Source organism: Methyloferula stellata AR4, assembly GCF_000385335.1.
Lineage (GTDB): Bacteria > Pseudomonadota > Alphaproteobacteria > Rhizobiales > Beijerinckiaceae > Methyloferula > Methyloferula stellata.
This window is the reverse complement of record NZ_ARWA01000001.1, coordinates 597,546-614,232: the sequence shown is the minus strand read 5'-3', so window position 1 is coordinate 614,232 and position 16,687 is coordinate 597,546. Positions and strand designations below refer to the sequence as shown.

Genomic DNA, 16,687 nt, shown 5'->3' with positions numbered 1-16,687 from the left:
GCGCGCGGTCAGCCCGCTTGTTTGATGGTTTAGGCCTTCGGTGCGTAGGTCGTGAGCTGCAAAGCATGGAGCACGCCACCCATATTAGCGCCGAGCGCTTTATAGACGATCTGATGCTGCTGGAGCTTGCTCTTGCCGGTGAACTCCGAGGAGATCACGACGGCGGCCCAATGATCCTTGTCGCCGACGAGGTCGGTGGTTTGAACCCGGGCGTCAGGAATACCTTCCTTGATGAGCCGCTCGATTTCTGATCCTTCCATAGGCATAGCTTTAGTCCTCGTCGTGGGGCTGGGGCGCGCAAGGTGCTGCCGCCGGAAAACCCTTAAGTATGGAAACGTCCCATATAGTCCGGAAGCCACGCTTCATGGCCCCGCCTCAGGTCATCCAATAATATGGCCGTGGCGTCCCCGATGGTCAACGCATTGCCCCCGGTCAAACCGATGATTTTGCAGGCAACACCTGCCTGTTGCGATTCCATCAAGATCGCATTTGCCTTATCTGGAGCCGCTGTGACGATATAGCGCGCCTGGTCTTCCCCAAAGAAATAAGCGTGGGGCGGGACTTGGCCGTCGACGTCGACGGTCGCGCCCATATTGCCGGCGAGCGCCATCTCGGCCAGGGCGACGGCGAAGCCGCCGTCTGAAATATCATGCGCGGCCGTCAGTGCCCGGTTGCGAATCAGCCCACGGACGAAGTCGCCATTCTTCTTCTCGGCGGCGAGATCGACCGGCGGCGGAGCGCCGTCTTCACGCCCGCAGATGTCGCGCAGGTAAAGCGATTGGCCAAGCCAGCCCTTCGTCTCGCCGATCAGCAGGATCGAATCATTCGGCCGCATAAAGGCGATGGTCTGGGTCCGGCTCGCATCCTCGAGCGTGCCGACCCCGCCGATCGAGGGCGTCGGCAGAATGTCCTGCCCGGCACTCTCGTTATAAAGCGAGACATTTCCCGAGACGATCGGGAAATCGAGGGCGCGGCAGGCTTCGCCTATCCCGTCGAGGCAGGCGACGAGCTGCCCCATGATCTCGGGCTTTTCCGGATTGCCGAAGTTGAGATTATCCGTCACCGCGCGGGGCAAGGCGCCGACCGCCGAGAGATTGCGCCAAGCTTCGGCGACCGCCTGTTTGCCGCCCTCGTAAGGGTCGGCCTCGCAATAGCGCTGCGTGACATCGGTCGTAAACGCAAGACCAGGCGCAGCCATGGCGCCCGCCTCTTCGTCGAAGGAATCGCCAAGGCGAATCACGGCGGCATCGCCGCCGGGGCCAGCGACTGTGTTGCTCAGAATGAACTGGTCATATTGCTCCCAGATCCAGCGCTTGGCGCAAAGATCGGGGGTGGCGAGAAGCCGCTTCAAAGCCTCGCCATTATCGATCGGTGGCACGATGGAAGCCGCATCGAGGACGGGCAGCTTCTTCGGCGCGACATGCGGGCGATCGTAGAGCGGCGCCTCGTCGCCAAGCTCCTTGATCGGCAGATCGGCTTTGATCTCGCCCTTGTGCTTCACGACGAAGCGCAGATCGTCCGTGGTCTTGCCGATGATTGCGAAATCGAGACCCCATTTGCGGAAGATCGCTTCCGCTTCGGCGCGTTTTTCCGGATGCAGCACCATGAGCATGCGCTCCTGGCTTTCCGACAGCATCATCTCGTAAGCCGTCATATTGGGTTCACGGCAGGGCACGAAATCGAGATCGAGCTCGACGCCGAGATCGCCCTTGGCGCCCATTTCCACGGCTGACGATGTGAGACCGGCGGCGCCCATGTCCTGGATCGCGACGACCGAGCCGGACGCCATCAATTCGAGGCAGGCCTCAAGCAAAAGCTTTTCCGAGAAGGGATCGCCGACCTGCACGGTCGGGCGCTTGGCCTCGGCATCGGCCGAGAAAGACGCCGACGCCATGGTCGCGCCGTGAATGCCGTCGCGGCCGGTCTTCGAGCCCAAATAGACGATCGGATTTCCGACGCCGGTCGCCTTCGCATAGAAAATCTCGTCCGTCTTGGCGATGCCGATGGCCATGGCATTGACCAGGATATTGCCGTCATAGCGGCGATGAAAATTGGTCGAGCCGCCGACGGTGGGCACGCCGAAACTATTGCCGTAGCCGCCGATGCCGGCAACGACGCCCGCCACGAGATGGCGCGTCTTCGGATGATCCGGGGAGCCGAAGCGCAGAAGATTGAGACAGGCGACCGGCCGCGCGCCCATGGTGAACACGTCGCGCAAGATGCCGCCGACGCCGGTTGCTGCGCCTTGATAGGGTTCGATATAGGACGGGTGGTTATGGCTCTCCATCTTGAAGATGCAGGCCCATCCGCCACCGATATCGATGACGCCGGCATTCTCGCCGGGACCCTGGATCACCCAGGGCGCCTTCGTCGGCAATTTGCGCAAATGCAGGCGCGACGACTTATACGAACAATGCTCGTTCCACATGGCCGAGACGATGCCGAGTTCGGTAAAGCTCGGCTCGCGGCCGATGAGCTTTTTGAACCGCTCATATTCGTCGGGCTTCAGGCCATGCGAGGCGACGAGATCGGGGGTGATGGCGGGTTCGGGTGTCACGCTGGGACCTTGGCAAAGGCAGCAAGGCTCTCGAACAACCCGCGCCCATCGATGCCGCCGACGATGTGATCGACGAGGTTTTCGGGATGCGGCATGAGGCCGAGCACATTCAGGCCCGGCGAATAGATGCCGGCGATATCGTTCATCGAGCCGTTGGGATTGGCCGCGCCGCCAATTTTGCCATTGGAGTCGCAATAGCGGAAAGCCACAAGACCTTCGCCTTCGAGCCGCGCGATAGTGTCCGCGTCCGCGGTGTAATTGCCTTCGCCATGCGCGATCGCGACATTGATCGCTTGGCCCTTATGATAATGCGAGGTGAAGGGCGTGTCGTCGCGCTCGACGCTGATATGCTGCAGTTTTGAGACGAAGCGCAGATTGGCGTTGCGCATCAACACGCCGGGCAGAAGCCCGCTCTCGACGAGGATCTGAAACCCGTTGCAAATGCCGAGTACGAGGCCACCGCGCGCGGCATGGGCGCGAACCGCATCCATGATCGGCGCGCGCGCTGCGATCGCGCCGCAGCGCAGATAATCGCCATAGGAAAATCCGCCGGGCAGCACGACGAGATCGGTGCCTTGTGGCAGCGCGGTCTCTGTATGCCAAAGCCGCACGGGGGTCTTTCCGCTTGCCTGCGCCAGAGCGCGCATGACGTCGCCGTCGCGGTTGGAGCCGAGAAATTGGATGACGCAAGCCTGCATCAAAGTCTCTCGATCCGGAAGTCTTCCACCACGAGATTGGCAAGCAGCTTTTCGCAGGCATCTTTCAAAAGCGCCTCGGCTTTCGCGCCATCGGCCTCGGCAAGCTCGATATCGAAAATCTTGCCCTGCCGCACGCTCGCGACGCCCGGCAGATCCATGGATTTGAGCGCGCCTTCGATCGCCTTGCCTTGCGGATCCAAGATGCCTTCCTTCAAGGTCACGATGACACGGGCTTTCATTATGGGCTCTTCAGTTCAGTCGGCGAAGCCGATAGCTAGCCATTCATTCGATGGCGGACATTTTTGGCGAGGCGGTCTCGTTTCTGTCAATGACGATCCTTCGGACCGCCGCCAAGAGATGAATGGCAGAATCTATGCTGCCTGTCTTTTGGCGGTGAGGCTTTGCACATCATTTATGCGCTCTTCACCAAAAACAAAACGGAGGCCGAAGCCTCCGTTTGAATCGTCTGAAGTCGCAACCTATTCAGCTCACTGAACCAGCTTCGGTCCCGTTGCGCGGGGCTGCTCGTTTTCCTGCAGGATACCGAGACGCCGGGCGACTTCCGTATAGGCTTCGACCAGACCGCCAAGGTCGCGGCGGAAACGGTCCTTGTCGAGCTTGTCGTTCGACTTGATATCCCACAGTCTGCAGGAGTCCGGCGAGATTTCGTCGGCGACGACGATACGCATCATATCGCCTTCCCACAGCCGCCCGCATTCGATCTTGAAATCGACGAGGCGGATGCCGACACCCAAGAACAATCCAGACAGGAAGTCGTTGACCCTTATGGCCAAAGCCATGATGTCGTCGATTTCCTGCGGGCTCGCCCAGCCGAAGGCCGTGATGTGCTCTTCCGAGACCATCGGGTCGTTCAGCTCGTCGTTCTTATAATAGAACTCGATGATCGAACGCGGCAGCTGGGTGCCTTCCTCGATGCCGAGCCGGGTCGAGAGCGAGCCGGCGGCGACGTTGCGCACCACGACTTCGAGCGGCACGATTTCCACCTCGCGGATCAATTGCTCGCGCATATTGAGCCGCCGGATGAAATGCGTGGGCACGCCGATATCGTTCAAGTTCTGGAAGATGAACTCGGAGATACGGTTGTTGAGCACGCCTTTGCCGTCGATGACTTCGTGTTTCTTCGCATTGAAGGCCGTCGCGTCGTCCTTGAAATGCTGAATCAATGTGCCGGGCTCGGGACCTTCATAGAGGACCTTTGCCTTGCCTTCGTAAATGCGCCGGCGGCGGTTCATGGGGATTAACCGTGGCTTGAGAGGATCCATTAGTGGCCGTGGCTCCTTTGAATGTCCCTGACGGAATGTCTCTGACCCAGTCCCGCACCTGAACTTTCAGGATTGGATCGGAGAAATTCCGTAAGATCCTTAAAGAATCCGGCAGGTTGCCCTTGACCATCAGGAGCTATGGGCAAGGGCAACCTGCTTTTGGGGCTTCGCGTCCGAACCGGTCCGCGTTTTAGCGCGTCAGGCTGGTGAACAGCCTTTCCGCGTGATGGTGCCGCAGCGCGCTGCGGTCCTAGCTTGTTACGAACCGCGAGACAACCCGGTTCGATGGGACCCTATCCGAAAGGCCCTGCCCGCACAATGCGAGGCGCTTGGCCGCAGGCCGGACTTTCTACCGAATCGCATCAGAGAGCAGGGCGGTGACACGCCGATGACGCTGAAATGCAAGAAAAACCATAATCTTAAGGGCTCACGCCCTTGGCGGATACAGCCAATGGCTGGTCTAGTGCCCGGGCGCAGCCGGAAATCCCGCTTGGGTCTTTCCAGGCGATGCCGCTAATATAAGGGCGAATACCGCAATGCCCAGAGGCGTGGTGCGCGCGGACCCCGGGCATCTGCCGATTGTGCGATGCAAAAAGCCCTAAAAGGTTGAGCAATGACGACTTTCGACGAGCGCGAACGGGCCGAAGAAGCCAAGTTCAGGCATGAGGAAGAGTTGAAATTCAAGGCGACGGTGCGCCGCAATAAATGGCTCGGCTTCTGGGCGGCCGAATTGCTCGGTCTGGAGCCCGCCGCCGCGGAGGAATATGCCTCGGCCCTGATCGCGGCGGAACTCGAAGAAGACGGCGATGAAGAAGTCTTCCGCATGATTCGCACCGATTTCAACACCAAACGTGTCGATAAGACCGATGAGGAAATCCGCGACGCCATGACGAATCTCTACGACGCGGCCGTCATCGAGATCAAAGAAGTTGCGGCCGAAGCCAAAGCGCTCGGCTTCAAGCCGCCGCCGCAGGAGCAAGATCAAGAAGAGTCCTGAACGGAATTTTTAGCTCTCCGGCGTATTCCGTTTCGCATGGAGCATATTTTGGTGGATGGTTCTGCCGCCTTCGATATCGGTCCGGCTGATGCGGAGGTTGCGGAGGCCGCGGCGGCCTGGCTCGCCGAGCTTGCGAGCGAAAAACGGCTGGCGGCGCTGACCTGCGAAGCTTATGCGCGGGATCTCCGGCAATTCCTCGTCTTTCTATCCGAGCATTTCGGACAACCCGTCACATTCGCGACCTTCGCCGATCTGACCGCAGCGGATCTGCGCGCCTTCATGGCCCGCCGCCGCAAGGAAGGGGTCGGCAGCCGGTCGCTGCTGCGGCAGCTTTCGGGCCTGCGCTCCTTCGCCCGCATGCTGCAACGCGAGGGTAAAGCCGAGGCGGCGGCATTTTCGGCCGTGCGCACGCCAAAGGTGGCGCGGACCCTGCCGAAGCCTCTACCCATCAGGGAGGCCCGCGAGATGATGCGAGTCGAAGCCCGCGCCGGCGCGGAAAAACCCGCCTGGGTGCTGGCGCGCGATGCCGCCGTGCTGGGCCTCCTCTATGGCGCGGGGTTGCGTATTTCCGAGGCTCTGTCGATCAAGCGATGCGACGCGCCGCTTGGCACGAGCGATTCCCTGACCGTCACCGGCAAGGGCGGCAAGCGCCGCGGCGTGCCGATCATCCTGCCCGTCAAACGCGGGCTTGAGACCTATCTGTCGCTTTGCCCCTACCATCTGCCACCCGAAGGGCCGCTCTTCGTCGGCGCCAAGGGCGGTCCTCTTTCGCCGCGGATGATCCAGTTCACGGTGGCCGAATTGCGCGGTGCGCTCGGCCTGCCGGACAGCGCTACGCCGCATGCGCTGCGCCATTCCTTTGCGACGCATCTTCTGAGCCGCGGCGGCGATCTGCGCGCCATCCAGGAATTATTGGGCCATGCCTCCCTGTCGACGACGCAGATCTATACGGCTGTCGACGGCAAGCGGTTGCTCGAAGCCTATCGCTCGGCGCATCCAAGGGGGCGGTGAGCCCTGACCGGGCTCACCTCATTATCTGCCATTCTTCTCTTGGCTGGCATTTTCGGCGAGACGGTATCGCTTTTGTCAATGATCGCAGACCGCCTTCGGCGGCGACCCATCTTTGATGGGTCGTCATTGACTAAAGCGATCCGCTCGCCACGCTCGCCGCCAAGAGCTGAATGCAGTAGTCCGATGATGGACCCCGCAATTACGCGCTCTTGCTTCTTCGCCGCACAAGCTCGCGCAGCGCGATCAGCTTGCGGATAAACGGGCTCTGCCCGTGCGCCGCGAGCTTTTCCTTCACCCAAAGACGGAACTCGGCCATGGCCGCGAGGATCTTTTCCTTATAGGGCCGCACCAACTCGTGCGCCCAGGCGTTCACCCGCAAGACCCATTCGTAAAGCTTGAAGAACCACGGCATCGACAAGAGCTTGTCGCGGAGCGCGTCGAAGAGAAAGGCGATAATGCCCGCCGTAAAGGCTTCGGCGAAGCAGAAGGTGAGCACGCCCCAGACGATATGATGATGCCCGAGAAGCCAGATGGCCACGACTTTCAACGGTTCGAGCAGGATGATCGGAATGACGAAAATCACCAGCGCGAGCGGTGCAGGCAATTTGTCGAGGCTGCGCGCCAGCGCCGCCTTGAGGGCGGCAAGCGGGATGATGTCGTAAAGCCAGCGGAGGAAGCCGCCGACATATTCCCAGAGCCAAGCCTCGATGAGGAAGATCGCGGCAAGCGTGAACCAGAAGAATTTCGTAAGCTGCTTCATGAAAAAGCGATCCTGATTTGGCGGCGGAGACGCCCGCATGGACGCCGTCCTTCGAGAGCGCTAATTTCCGCGCCGACTTATCCAGCCATAATATAATAGAGCGCTCGCGATGTCGGATTGCACACCGGACGGCCCCGAATACAAGGTCTTCTTCCTCGACGATCAAGGCAAGATCAAGAAATCGAAGGAGCTGAAGGCGATCGCGAGCGATGAAGAAGCCATTTCCATGGCGCGCACGCTTTTGGACGGGCGCAGGCTCGACTTATTCGAAGGCTGCCGTTTTGTGCGCGCTTTTTCGGGTGCGGGTGCCGAGCAGAGCGCGAGCGGGATAGGTAAGGCGGAGTCAGGCGTCAGTCGATAAGCCGTCATTGCGAGCGAAGCGAAGCAATCCAGGGACAATCGGTCCCACAACAGCATGGATTGCTTCGTCGCTCCGCTCCTCGCAATGACGGTCCTCTGATTACGAAATCATCGAGTCCGGATGCTAAGGCACGCTCGATAAGGTCACGAGCCCGATGCGCGCATCCGACGGCAAAGCCGCCATCACCAGCCGCAAGGCCTGGCCGGCGCTGTGAAAACGGCTGATCTGCCTGATTCCCTGCTCGAACTGGTCCATCGGCTGAGCGGCGGTGACGGCGACGAGAGCGTCCGTGCCGAAAGGCTCCCTGATCTGAACCGTCACACGATAGGTTCTCGTATCGAGAATGCGCGCATCGGAACCCAGAGGATAAAGCGCCTGGACCGTGCCGTCGCCGGCTATGTTGAACAGAACCAAAGACCGGTTCGCGACATTCTCTACGTCGATCTCGACCTTGTCGCCGCGATGCCGCGTCTCGGCGGCGGGGCTGACGCGCATGACTTGCGGCTTTGAGGCCGACAGATCCTTCAGCCCCCGCACCGCCGCCGTGCGGTCGATGACAGCCGGAAGATCGCTTTGCTCGACCTTATAGGCAATGATCGTCCGACCTATGCTCGCGGCATGCGAGGTGGGATCCCACACAAGATCGGGATTGGCACCTGGTGCGACGATTTCAAAGGGCGCATCGCGCGCGGTCATGCCATCGAGCTTGCCGGATTGCCCGTCGGCGACGGCGACGCGAATGGCTGCGACCGGCGCGCCGTTCGGTCCGACAAGCGGCGGCTCCAGATGCGTCGGCGCGATCGGTGCCATTTCCTCACCGGGATTGAGGAGGCGGACGCCGCGGGTCTTTTCAGACGCTGTTCCGGCCGTCAGCACGACGAACATCCCACCAGCGAGACAGCAGGCCGCCAACACGGATGTGGTAAAAAGGTGCAAGACAGGTCCCGCTGAAAAGCGACGGCAGGCCACCGTCATACACCAGATCTCCGGTTCTTGGGTCGTAAGCAGGGCGGCCCGGCTGGGCGCCGGAACCGAGGCGAACGAGCTAAGGCATCTCTTTGTGAAATGCGTTTCACGCTATCCATGAATAATCGATTATGCCCCGCTAAAGAAGAAGCGCATGGTAGGCAAAGCGGGCACGCAAGGTAAAGGGAGGAATTGAAACCTGCTTTGTGTGTTGCCGCGTCCCTCCTGTTGATCTTGGAGGCGGAGTCTGAAAGAAATGGCCGCGGGCGTCATAGGCGCCTGGTGATTCTTCGGTTCCTTCCTTTCCTGGGGCAACATGGCGGCTGCCTGTACCGGGGGCCTCGACACGGGCTTCGTCGCATTGGGCTATGCCAAGGTGGCGGTCCTTGGCGTCGTGCAGGGCCTGACCGAGCTGCTGCCGATCTCCTCGACGGCACATATGCGGATCGTTCCGGCTTTGCTCGGATGGCGCGATCCGGGTTCCGCTTTCTCGGCGGCCATGCAGCTTGCCGCGCTCGCCGCCGTCATCAGCTATTTCTGGTCCGATGTCCGCGGCATTTTCTTCGGCTCGATCGCGGCGGCGCGGCGGCGCGATTTTTCCAATTGGAATTTCCGCTTCGTGATCTGGATCCTGATCGCGACCTTGCCGATCATCATTGCCGGCGTTCTTCTTGCGCCCTGGCTCAATGCCTGCGATTCGCCCTTGCGAACATTGACGGTCATCGGCATCGCCTGTCTCGTGATGGCGGCGCTGCTCGGTCTTGCCGAAGTCTATTCGCTGCATTTGCGCACGCTCGACAATGTGACGATCGTCGATGCGCTCGTCATCGGCATCGCGCAGGTCGGCGCTTTGATTCCCGGCGTTTCGCGCTCCGGCTCGACATTGACGGCGGCTCTATTTCGCGATCTCGAACGGGCCGAGGCCGCGCGCTTTTCCTTTCTTCTCGGACTTCCGGCGATCGCCGCGGCCGGGTTCAAGGAACTGTGGGAATTGCATAAGGCGCATCTCGATGCGCAGGGATGGTCGATTTTAGCCTTGGGCCTCGTCGTCGCTTCGATCTCGGCCTTCGTGGCGATCTGGAGCCTGCTGCGGATTTTGGAGCGTTTTTCGGCTTGGCCTTTCGCGATCTACCGGGCTCTTCTCGGCGTCGTTCTCTTGGCGGGGGTAGCCTTGGGCTGGCTGCCGAACTGACCGGCGGCAGCCCTTGCTGCGATTTGGGCGTGGATCGTTGCAAATAGGTGCGGCACGTTTCCCCACAATTGGGTAAACAATACCAATGGTCGATGAGAGACCTATAATAAAACAGGCGGACGAAGCTTGCTGGGGCCAATGAGCGGCGCCAAACGAGCTTGCGGAGGCGCAAGTCCGAACGGCACAACAGGGCGGAGGCGAAGATGCAGCTCGATCCCACGGTGCTCAGCCGATGGCAATTCGCCTTCACGGTGACTTATCATATTATTTTCCCGGCCTTCACGATCGGGCTTTCGGCCTTCATCGCGACTTTGACGGGATGCTGGCTCTTCACGCGTGACGAGCGCTATCACGATCTGGCGCGGTTCTGGACCAAGATCTTCGCGATCTCCTTTGCCATGGGCGTCGTCTCGGGGCTTGTTCTGTCCTATGAGTTCGGCACCAATTGGGCGCATTTCTCGGTCGTCGCGGGCAATGTCATCGGCCCCTTGCTGGCCTACGAAGTTCTCACCGCCTTTTTTCTCGAGGCGACCTTTCTCGGCATCATGCTGTTTGGCCATAATCGCGTGCCGCCCTGGCTGCATTTTTTGGCATCCATCATGGTCGCGGTGGGAACGGCGACCTCGGCTTTCTGGATTCTCTCGGCCAATTCCTGGATGCAGGTTCCGGCCGGCTATGTGATCAAGGACGGTGTCGCCTATCCGGACGATTGGCTGAAGCTGATCTTCAACCCGACTTTTCCCTATCGTTTCGTCCATATGGTGATTGCCGCCTATCTGACGACGGCGGTGGTCGTGATGGCGGTCGGCGCCAGGCTCATTCTCGCCGGGCGCTATCCGGGTCACGCCGGCATCATGCTGAAGATGGGACTGGGCCTCGCGCTCTTTCTGGCGCCCGTACAGATTTGGGCGGGCGACGAGCACGGGCTTGCGACGGCAAAATATCAGCCGGCCAAATTGGCCGCGATCGAGGCGCATTGGGATTCGGCCGAAGTGCCTGGACTCGTCCTGTTCGGTTGGCCGGACGAGAAAGCCGAGCGCAACGATTACGCCCTGTCGATTCCTCACGGCGCGGCCCTCATCGTCACGCATGAATGGGATGGGCATTTCGAGGGCTTGAAGCAATTTCCGCCGGAAGACCGGCCGCCGGTGGTGCCGGTGTTTTTCGCCTTCCGTATCATGGTCGCGATCGGTTTCGCGCTCTTGGGTCTCGTTCTTTGGGGCGCCTATCTCTGGTATAGGCGCAAGCTTTCGACCGACCGGCTGTTTCTCAATGTCGCGGCTTTGTCGTGGCCGCTGGGCTTTCTCGCGATCATCTCCGGCTGGATGGTGACCGAGATCGGCCGCCAGCCCTGGATTGCGACCGGCATCTTGCGCACGGCGGAAGCGGCTTCGCCCGTCACAGGGGGCGAGGTCGCAATTTCACTTGCGCTCTTCGTGCTTGTTTATGGCATCGTCTTCTCGACAGGGATTTATTACATCAACCGGCTGATCAATGCCGGGCCTTCGCCGGCCATCGTGCGTGGCGACGAGGCCCTGCCGTCGCGGCCGCTGTCGGGCGCGACGCACGCGGCGCAACAGGCGGCTCAGGGCGGCACGTTACCGACGGGTTAATCAACGCAGAGGGCAGTGCGATGACGATAGCGGATTGGTACCTCCCGGTGATCTGGGCCGTCATCATCGGCGTCGCCGTCGCCATGTATGTCATTCTTGACGGGTTCGATCTCGGCCTCGGCATCTTGTTTCCCTTGGCGCGGGAAGAACATTTTCGCGATGATATGATGTCTTCCGTCGCGCCCTTCTGGGATGGCAACGAGACATGGCTCGTGCTTGGCGGCGGCGGCATGCTGGCTGCCTTTCCGCTGGCCTATTCGATCCTGTTTTCGGCGCTTTATATTCCGATCATCCTGATGCTGCTCGCCTTGATCCTGCGCGGCGTCGCGTTTGAATTCCGCTGGGCGGCGAAGCCAAACCAGAAATATTGGGATCTGGCTTTTTCCGGCGGATCGATCGTCGCGGTCTTCGCGCAGGGTCTTGTGCTCGGCGGGATGCTGCAAGGCGTGACGGTCGTGAATGGCCGCTTTGCGGGCGGCCCTTTCGACTGGCTTTCGCTGTTCTCGCTCATGTGCGGCTTCGGGCTTATCGCAGGTTATGGGTTGCTCGCGACCTGCTGGCTGATGATGAAGACGCATGGCGAGGTCGCTTCATATGCGCGAAAGCTGGCGCCGCGTTTCCTGATCGCCGTCGCGCTTTTCGCCGGCCTTGTCAGCCTGTGGACGCCGATCCGCTATGAGCGGATCGCGGAGCGCTGGTTCTCGATGCCGAATATTTTCTTCCTCTGGCCTTTGCCGCTGGCGACGATCGGTCTCGGTTTTCTCGTCTGGCGGTGGATCGGAAGGGGCGCCGAGATGAAGCCCTTCTTCGGCGTCATAGGCATTTTCCTTTTATGTTTCCTCGGACTTGCGATTTCCTCCTATCCTTATCTCGTGCCGCCATCGGTCGACGTCTGGCAGGCCGCCGCGGCATCCGCCTCGCTGAAATTCATGCTGGCCGGCGTCGTTATCTTGCTGCCCCTCATTCTGCTCTACACGGGTTTTGTCTATTGGACGTTCCGCGGCAAACTCGGACCCGGTGAGAGCTATCACTAGATCACGATGATTTGGTTGCGCCGGAAAGGTTGCAGGCTTTTCCGCAGCTTGCTGTAGTTGACAAGGTTGGGCTTTGTTTGCCTAGTCTGCGGAATCGGTCGGTATATCCCGCGATCGTCATAATAGCTAAGCTATGCCCGCTCTCACCCATGTCTTTTTGCGGATGTTTTCGCTCATCGCCGGGTTTCTGGCCCTTGGGTTGATCGTCGGCGCGAGCCTTTGGCTCAGTCTGCGTCAAGCGGAAGACACAGCGGCGCTCCGGTCGTCGGTGGCCACTGAAAGCAGTCTCGCCGCGGTCCTCTCGGCCTTGCAGGATGTCGAAACCGGGCAGCGGGGTTTTCTGCTGACCGGGCAAGAAAGATATCTCGAGCCCTTTAACAATGGCCGCGAAAACCTCGAGAGACAGTTCGAAGTCCTGTCGAAAGAGCTTTCTGGCCACGCAAGCGAGATCCCGCTTCTGTCGACTTTGCATTCCGTCGCGCAGCAAAGACTCGAAATTGCGCAGGCCGGAATTGAGGCAAAAGATGACGGGAAGCTGGCGGTCGTCATAAACAGCGATCGCGGTAAGGTCGTCATGGATCGCGCCCGGGAGCTCATCGCGGAAATCAGGGCGGAGGAGGCGCGCCTCATCGACGAACGTTCGGCCGCGGCCGATGCGGCGTCGAGCCATGTGCGGATTGGCATTCTCTCCGCCGCTGTGCTGGTCGTCGTCCTCGGCCTGTTGAGTTTTTGGATCAATCAGCGGCAGGTCGCGACGCTGCTTGCGGCGCGGGACGCTTTGTCGGCGGCCAATGTCAATCTCGTTCGCGAGGCTCAGGAACGCGAGCGGCTGTCCGATCAATTGCGGCAGGCTCAAAAGATGGAGGCCGTGGGCCAGCTCACCGGCGGGATCGCGCATGATTTCAACAATATGCTCGCGATCGTGATCGGTAGCCTCAATCTCCTGAAAAGACGGCTCGATCGCGGCGAGACAAGCGATGCCGCGCAACTCATGGACAGCGCCTTGGAGGGTGCGACCCGCGCGGCTGGTTTAACGAACCGGCTTTTGGCCTTTTCCCGCCAGCAGGCGCTGACGCCCGAGCCCATCGATCCGAACAAGTTCGTGTCGGGCCTGTCGGATCTTTTGCGCCGGACGCTCGGAGAAGCGATTCAAATCGAGATCGTGCTGGCCGGCGGACTCTGGAAGACGCATGCCGACGCCAATCAGTTGGAAAGCGCCATTCTCAATCTCTGCATCAATGCCCGCGATGCCATGCCCGACGGCGGTAAGCTGACGATCGAAACGCTCAACGCCTATCTTGATGAGACTTACGCTGCCGAGCATGTCGAGGTGCCAGCCGGGCAATATGTTTTGATCGCCATTACCGACACCGGAATGGGCATGCCGTCCGACGTCGTGAGCCGGGCTTTCGATCCTTTCTTTACGACGAAGGAGATCGGTAAGGGCACCGGGCTTGGGCTCAGTCAGGTGTTTGGCTTCGTCAAACAATCGGGCGGCCACATCAAAATCTATTCGGAAGTCGGGCAAGGCACGACGGTCAAACTTTATCTGCCGCGGTTTCTCGGCAGCGAACAGGCCGCCGTTGAAAGTGCGCGCCCCAACCGCGCGGCCGGGAACCTGAGCGAATCGGTCCTTGTCGTCGAGGATGAAGACCGCGTCCGGTCCTTGACGGTCGGCTGCCTGCGCGAACTGGGATATACGGTGCACCACGCCGACGGTGCCGCCGCGGCCTTACGGATTCTCGACGCCGATCCGGCGATCAATCTGCTCTTTACGGATATTGTGATGCCGGAGATCAACGGCCGCAAACTCGCGGATGAAGCGCTGCGGCGGCGTCCCAAACTCAAGGTTCTCTTCACGACCGGCTATACGCGCAATGCCATCGTCCATAATGGCGTGCTCGACCCCGGCGTTCATTTGATCGGCAAGCCCTTCACCCTCGATCAATTGGCGGCCAAAGTCCGCGACGTCCTCGACGGGGCGTGATCCGCCTTTTGTCTGCTCCGCTCCAATCAGCTGCGGCCGGCTGCCTGCCGAAGCCGCTCGCAAATGCGGTATCAGCTTGAAAAGAAAAACCTTTGTCCTGTGCGCAACGCGGCACGGGAATTGAATGGGTCTAAGCGAAATCGGAATGTTCAATTGGGATGAATGATGGCCCTCGATTTACCTACGGTATTCAAATACCATGTCTTCGCCTGCTTTACGAAGCGCCCCGCCGGGCATCCGCGCGGGAGCTGCATGGAGAACGGTGCGGAGCCTTTATGGAACCGGCTGGCGCAAAAGCTTGAGGCCAAACAGCTTGCCGATGTCCAAATGACGAGTTCGGGCTGCCTTTCCTTCTGCCGCGCCGGCCCCTTGATGGTCGTCTACCCGGAAGGCATCTGGTATCACCCGGAAAAGCCGGAAGACATTGATGAAATCATTCAATCGCATTTCGTCGAAGGCAATCCGGTCGAGCGGCTCATCATCGTGCCGCAGAAATGAATCAAGCATCATCCCGAAAAGTTGCAGACTTTTCGGACCGAGATGATGCGGCAGATTAAAGTCGAGGAAATGGCGGGTGGCCGATTGGCTGCGCTAAGGGCCCCCGCGGATGAGCTTGGAGATGGGCTATGCTTGAAACCGTAATCGTCGGCGCCGGCCTCTGCGGCCTTTCACTCGCTGCGGGGTTGCAGGCGCAAGGCCGCCCCTTTTCCATATACGAAGCAAGGTCCCGCATCGGCGGCCGTATCTTGTCCGAACGCTCGGAAAAGGCGGATATGCGCGTCGATCTCGGGCCGACCTGGTATTGGCCCGATACCCAGCCGGGCATGGTCCGCCTCGTCGCCGATCTCGGCCTCATCAGCTTCCTGCAGCATGATACGGGCACGGTGCTGCGCCTGCACGATCACGACAAGAAACCGCATCCGACCGAGAACGAAAGCGTCCATGCGGGCGCCCGCCGCGTCGAGGGCGGCATGGCTTCCGTCATTGAGGCCATTGCGCAAAAAATTCCGGCGGACGCGATCCACCTCGAGCATGTGATCACCGCCGTCTTCGATCGCGGCACGCATGTCGAATTGCATTTCCGGCATGGCGACGCGCTCGTCACCGTCGAGGCGAAGCGCGTCGTTCTCGCGGTGCCCCCGCGTCTCATCGAGGAACGCGTCCGCTTCGAGCCGGAACTGTCGCCGGAACTCGTCGCCGCGATGCAAGAGTCCTACACCTGGATGGCGGGGCAGGCGAAGGCCGTGCTGGCCTATGACAAGCCCGGCTGGCGCGATGAGGGCAAGTCCGGCAATGCTTTCGTCACCCATGGACAAGCCGTGATCGGCGAAATTTTCGATGCCTGCGATGCGACGGGCACGCGCGCCGCGATCGGCGGCTTCATCGCCCTCACGCCGGAACTGCGGGCGAGCTTCATCGACGGCATGCCCATGCTGATGGGCAATCAGATGGGCCAGGTCTTCGGCCCCGACTACGAGCACGGCGAGCAGCATTACAAGGATTGGGCGGCGGACGAATTCACCTGCGCCCGCCTCGACATGGTGCCGCCCGAGGAACATCCCCATTACGGCAATCCGATCCTGCGCCAGACCTGGTGGGACGGGAAACTCTTCTTCGGCGCTTCGGAGACGGCGAGCTACGCCGGCGGCTATATGGAAGGTGCGCTCGATGCTGCCCGCCGCCTGATGCGCGACGTCGGCCGTTATGCGCCGTCAGCGACCGTCACCGCGCCGGGCGCCGGCAAGGGTGCGGTTTCGAACGCCGAAAGCGTCGCCGCCTTCGCCCATTGGGTCGGCGACACGCAGGCCGAGGTTCTGGCCATCTACAAGAAGAACCTCGCCAAGCTGATGGCGAGCCCGGACAAGGAAATCCTCACCCAGCGCGCCATGGTCGCGACCATGGAGGGCGTCTTCTCGAGCGCGCTACTGAAGCTAGAGGATCTCTCCTTCGACATGAGCTCGGTCGCGATCACGAACGGCCGCTCCGACCTCACGCCGGAGATTTTGGGCTCGTTCAAGGGCTTCATCGAGTTCCTGCTCGATTCGGTGATCGAGGCGAACCGCACCTCTTGCGCTTTGTCGAACTTCCCCGGCGAAGACAAGCTCGGCAAGGATTACTTGCAGGCGATCCTGCGCGACATCGCGGCGGCCTGGAAGGAATTCTGCCTCTCGGTGAACGCCTATTTCGTAGCGCATACGCCGGAAGTCGCGGCGGCTTAAGGCTGGTTG

General features: G+C 60.7%; 16 protein-coding genes. 9 read left to right on the top strand and 7 right to left on the bottom strand.

The genetic code is table 11. The features are described 5' to 3' along the window. Window positions 1-29: 29 nt before the first annotated feature. The 5 genes from A3OQ_RS0103035 to purC form a co-directional block, all read right to left on the bottom strand. The gene (locus A3OQ_RS0103035) at window positions 30-260 is read right to left on the bottom strand and encodes a BolA/IbaG family iron-sulfur metabolism protein (RefSeq protein ID WP_020173880.1); all 231 of its coding nucleotides are present in this window, start codon (window positions 258-260) and stop codon (window positions 30-32) included. A 62-nt stretch (window positions 261-322) separates the two neighbouring features. Next, entirely contained in the window at window positions 323-2,557 is a 2,235-nt protein-coding gene (gene purL / locus A3OQ_RS0103030) for a phosphoribosylformylglycinamidine synthase subunit PurL (RefSeq protein WP_020173879.1), read from the bottom strand. Next, window positions 2,554-3,255 carry a phosphoribosylformylglycinamidine synthase subunit PurQ gene (purQ, locus tag A3OQ_RS0103025; protein ID WP_020173878.1) on the bottom strand — a complete coding sequence of 234 codons (702 nt, stop codon included), beginning with the start codon at window positions 3,253-3,255 and terminating at the stop codon, window positions 2,554-2,556. The genes purL and purQ overlap by 4 nt, the downstream gene beginning before the upstream one ends. Beyond that, window positions 3,255-3,494, bottom strand: a complete 240-nt coding sequence (gene purS, locus A3OQ_RS0103020) for a phosphoribosylformylglycinamidine synthase subunit PurS (protein WP_020173877.1) — start codon at window positions 3,492-3,494, stop codon at window positions 3,255-3,257. Before purS ends, purQ begins: the two co-directional genes overlap by 1 nt. A 249-nt stretch (window positions 3,495-3,743) precedes the next feature. Then, window positions 3,744-4,538: a phosphoribosylaminoimidazolesuccinocarboxamide synthase gene (gene purC / locus A3OQ_RS0103015; RefSeq protein WP_026595440.1), complete on the bottom strand. Its 795-nt coding sequence runs from the start codon at window positions 4,536-4,538 to the stop codon at window positions 3,744-3,746. Window positions 4,539-5,151: 613 nt separating this feature from the next. Between purC and A3OQ_RS0103010 the strand changes: the two genes are divergently transcribed. Beyond that, window positions 5,152-5,535, top strand: a complete 384-nt coding sequence (locus A3OQ_RS0103010; RefSeq protein ID WP_020173875.1) for an ATPase inhibitor subunit zeta — start codon at window positions 5,152-5,154, stop codon at window positions 5,533-5,535. A 36-nt stretch (window positions 5,536-5,571) separates the two neighbouring features. Beyond that, the gene (locus A3OQ_RS0103005; protein ID WP_020173874.1) at window positions 5,572-6,546 is read left to right on the top strand and encodes a tyrosine recombinase XerC; all 975 of its coding nucleotides are present in this window, start codon (window positions 5,572-5,574) and stop codon (window positions 6,544-6,546) included. Window positions 6,547-6,745: 199 nt separating this feature from the next. On the opposite strand, the gene A3OQ_RS21205 is transcribed toward A3OQ_RS0103005, so the two are convergent. Continuing rightward, window positions 6,746-7,306 (bottom strand): hypothetical protein, encoded by a 561-nt coding sequence (locus tag A3OQ_RS21205; protein WP_152428302.1) that lies wholly within the window; start codon window positions 7,304-7,306, stop codon window positions 6,746-6,748. Window positions 7,307-7,415: 109 nt separating this feature from the next. Between A3OQ_RS21205 and A3OQ_RS0102995 the strand changes: the two genes are divergently transcribed. Next, entirely contained in the window at window positions 7,416-7,667 is a 252-nt protein-coding gene (locus A3OQ_RS0102995) for a hypothetical protein (protein ID WP_020173872.1), read from the top strand. A 123-nt stretch (window positions 7,668-7,790) separates the two neighbouring features. Here A3OQ_RS0102995 and A3OQ_RS0102990 read toward each other — a convergent pair whose 3' ends face one another. After that, window positions 7,791-8,603, bottom strand: coding sequence for a hypothetical protein (locus tag A3OQ_RS0102990; protein ID WP_152428301.1), 813 nt, complete (start codon window positions 8,601-8,603; stop codon window positions 7,791-7,793). A 346-nt stretch (window positions 8,604-8,949) separates the two neighbouring features. Here A3OQ_RS0102990 and uppP point away from each other — a divergent pair, with 346 nt between their 5' ends. From uppP to A3OQ_RS0102955, 6 genes are all read left to right on the top strand, one after another. Further along, on the top strand, window positions 8,950-9,825 hold the full coding sequence (gene uppP / locus A3OQ_RS0102980) for an undecaprenyl-diphosphatase UppP (RefSeq protein ID WP_020173869.1): 876 nt from the start codon (window positions 8,950-8,952) through the stop codon (window positions 9,823-9,825). A gap of 203 nt (window positions 9,826-10,028) precedes the next feature. Then, complete coding sequence (locus A3OQ_RS0102975; RefSeq protein WP_020173868.1) at window positions 10,029-11,438, top strand: cytochrome ubiquinol oxidase subunit I; 1,410 nt, start codon at window positions 10,029-10,031, stop codon at window positions 11,436-11,438. A gap of 20 nt (window positions 11,439-11,458) precedes the next feature. Beyond that, complete coding sequence (gene cydB, locus A3OQ_RS0102970; protein ID WP_020173867.1) at window positions 11,459-12,472, top strand: cytochrome d ubiquinol oxidase subunit II; 1,014 nt, start codon at window positions 11,459-11,461, stop codon at window positions 12,470-12,472. Between the two features lie 133 nt (window positions 12,473-12,605). Beyond that, the gene (locus A3OQ_RS0102965; protein ID WP_020173866.1) at window positions 12,606-14,459 is read left to right on the top strand and encodes a CHASE3 domain-containing protein; all 1,854 of its coding nucleotides are present in this window, start codon (window positions 12,606-12,608) and stop codon (window positions 14,457-14,459) included. A gap of 165 nt (window positions 14,460-14,624) precedes the next feature. Next, window positions 14,625-14,957: a (2Fe-2S) ferredoxin domain-containing protein gene (locus tag A3OQ_RS0102960; RefSeq protein WP_026595437.1), complete on the top strand. Its 333-nt coding sequence runs from the start codon at window positions 14,625-14,627 to the stop codon at window positions 14,955-14,957. A 128-nt stretch (window positions 14,958-15,085) separates the two neighbouring features. Beyond that, complete coding sequence (locus A3OQ_RS0102955; protein ID WP_020173864.1) at window positions 15,086-16,678, top strand: flavin monoamine oxidase family protein; 1,593 nt, start codon at window positions 15,086-15,088, stop codon at window positions 16,676-16,678. Window positions 16,679-16,687: the final 9 nt, after the last annotated feature.

Excerpts from the sequence above, each read along its gene's own strand:
- A3OQ_RS0103035 (WP_020173880.1), bottom strand. The coding sequence starts at position 260 with ATGGAAGGATCAGAAATCGAGCGGCTCATCAAGGAAGGTATTCCTGAC.
- purQ (WP_020173878.1), bottom strand. The coding sequence starts at position 3,255 with ATGCAGGCTTGCGTCATCCAATTTCTCGGCTCCAACCGCGACGGCGAC.
- purS (WP_020173877.1), bottom strand. The coding sequence starts at position 3,494 with ATGAAAGCCCGTGTCATCGTGACCTTGAAGGAAGGCATCTTGGATCCG.
- purC (WP_026595440.1), bottom strand. The coding sequence starts at position 4,538 with ATGGATCCTCTCAAGCCACGGTTAATCCCCATGAACCGCCGCCGGCGC.
- A3OQ_RS0103010 (WP_020173875.1), top strand. The coding sequence starts at position 5,152 with ATGACGACTTTCGACGAGCGCGAACGGGCCGAAGAAGCCAAGTTCAGG.
- A3OQ_RS0103005 (WP_020173874.1), top strand. The coding sequence starts at position 5,572 with ATGGAGCATATTTTGGTGGATGGTTCTGCCGCCTTCGATATCGGTCCG.
- A3OQ_RS21205 (WP_152428302.1), bottom strand. The coding sequence starts at position 7,306 with ATGAAGCAGCTTACGAAATTCTTCTGGTTCACGCTTGCCGCGATCTTC.
- A3OQ_RS0102995 (WP_020173872.1), top strand. The coding sequence starts at position 7,416 with ATGTCGGATTGCACACCGGACGGCCCCGAATACAAGGTCTTCTTCCTC.
- uppP (WP_020173869.1), top strand. The coding sequence starts at position 8,950 with ATGGCGGCTGCCTGTACCGGGGGCCTCGACACGGGCTTCGTCGCATTG.
- A3OQ_RS0102975 (WP_020173868.1), top strand. The coding sequence starts at position 10,029 with ATGCAGCTCGATCCCACGGTGCTCAGCCGATGGCAATTCGCCTTCACG.
- cydB (WP_020173867.1), top strand. The coding sequence starts at position 11,459 with ATGACGATAGCGGATTGGTACCTCCCGGTGATCTGGGCCGTCATCATC.
- A3OQ_RS0102965 (WP_020173866.1), top strand. The coding sequence starts at position 12,606 with ATGCCCGCTCTCACCCATGTCTTTTTGCGGATGTTTTCGCTCATCGCC.
- A3OQ_RS0102960 (WP_026595437.1), top strand. The coding sequence starts at position 14,625 with ATGGCCCTCGATTTACCTACGGTATTCAAATACCATGTCTTCGCCTGC.
- A3OQ_RS0102955 (WP_020173864.1), top strand. The coding sequence starts at position 15,086 with ATGCTTGAAACCGTAATCGTCGGCGCCGGCCTCTGCGGCCTTTCACTC.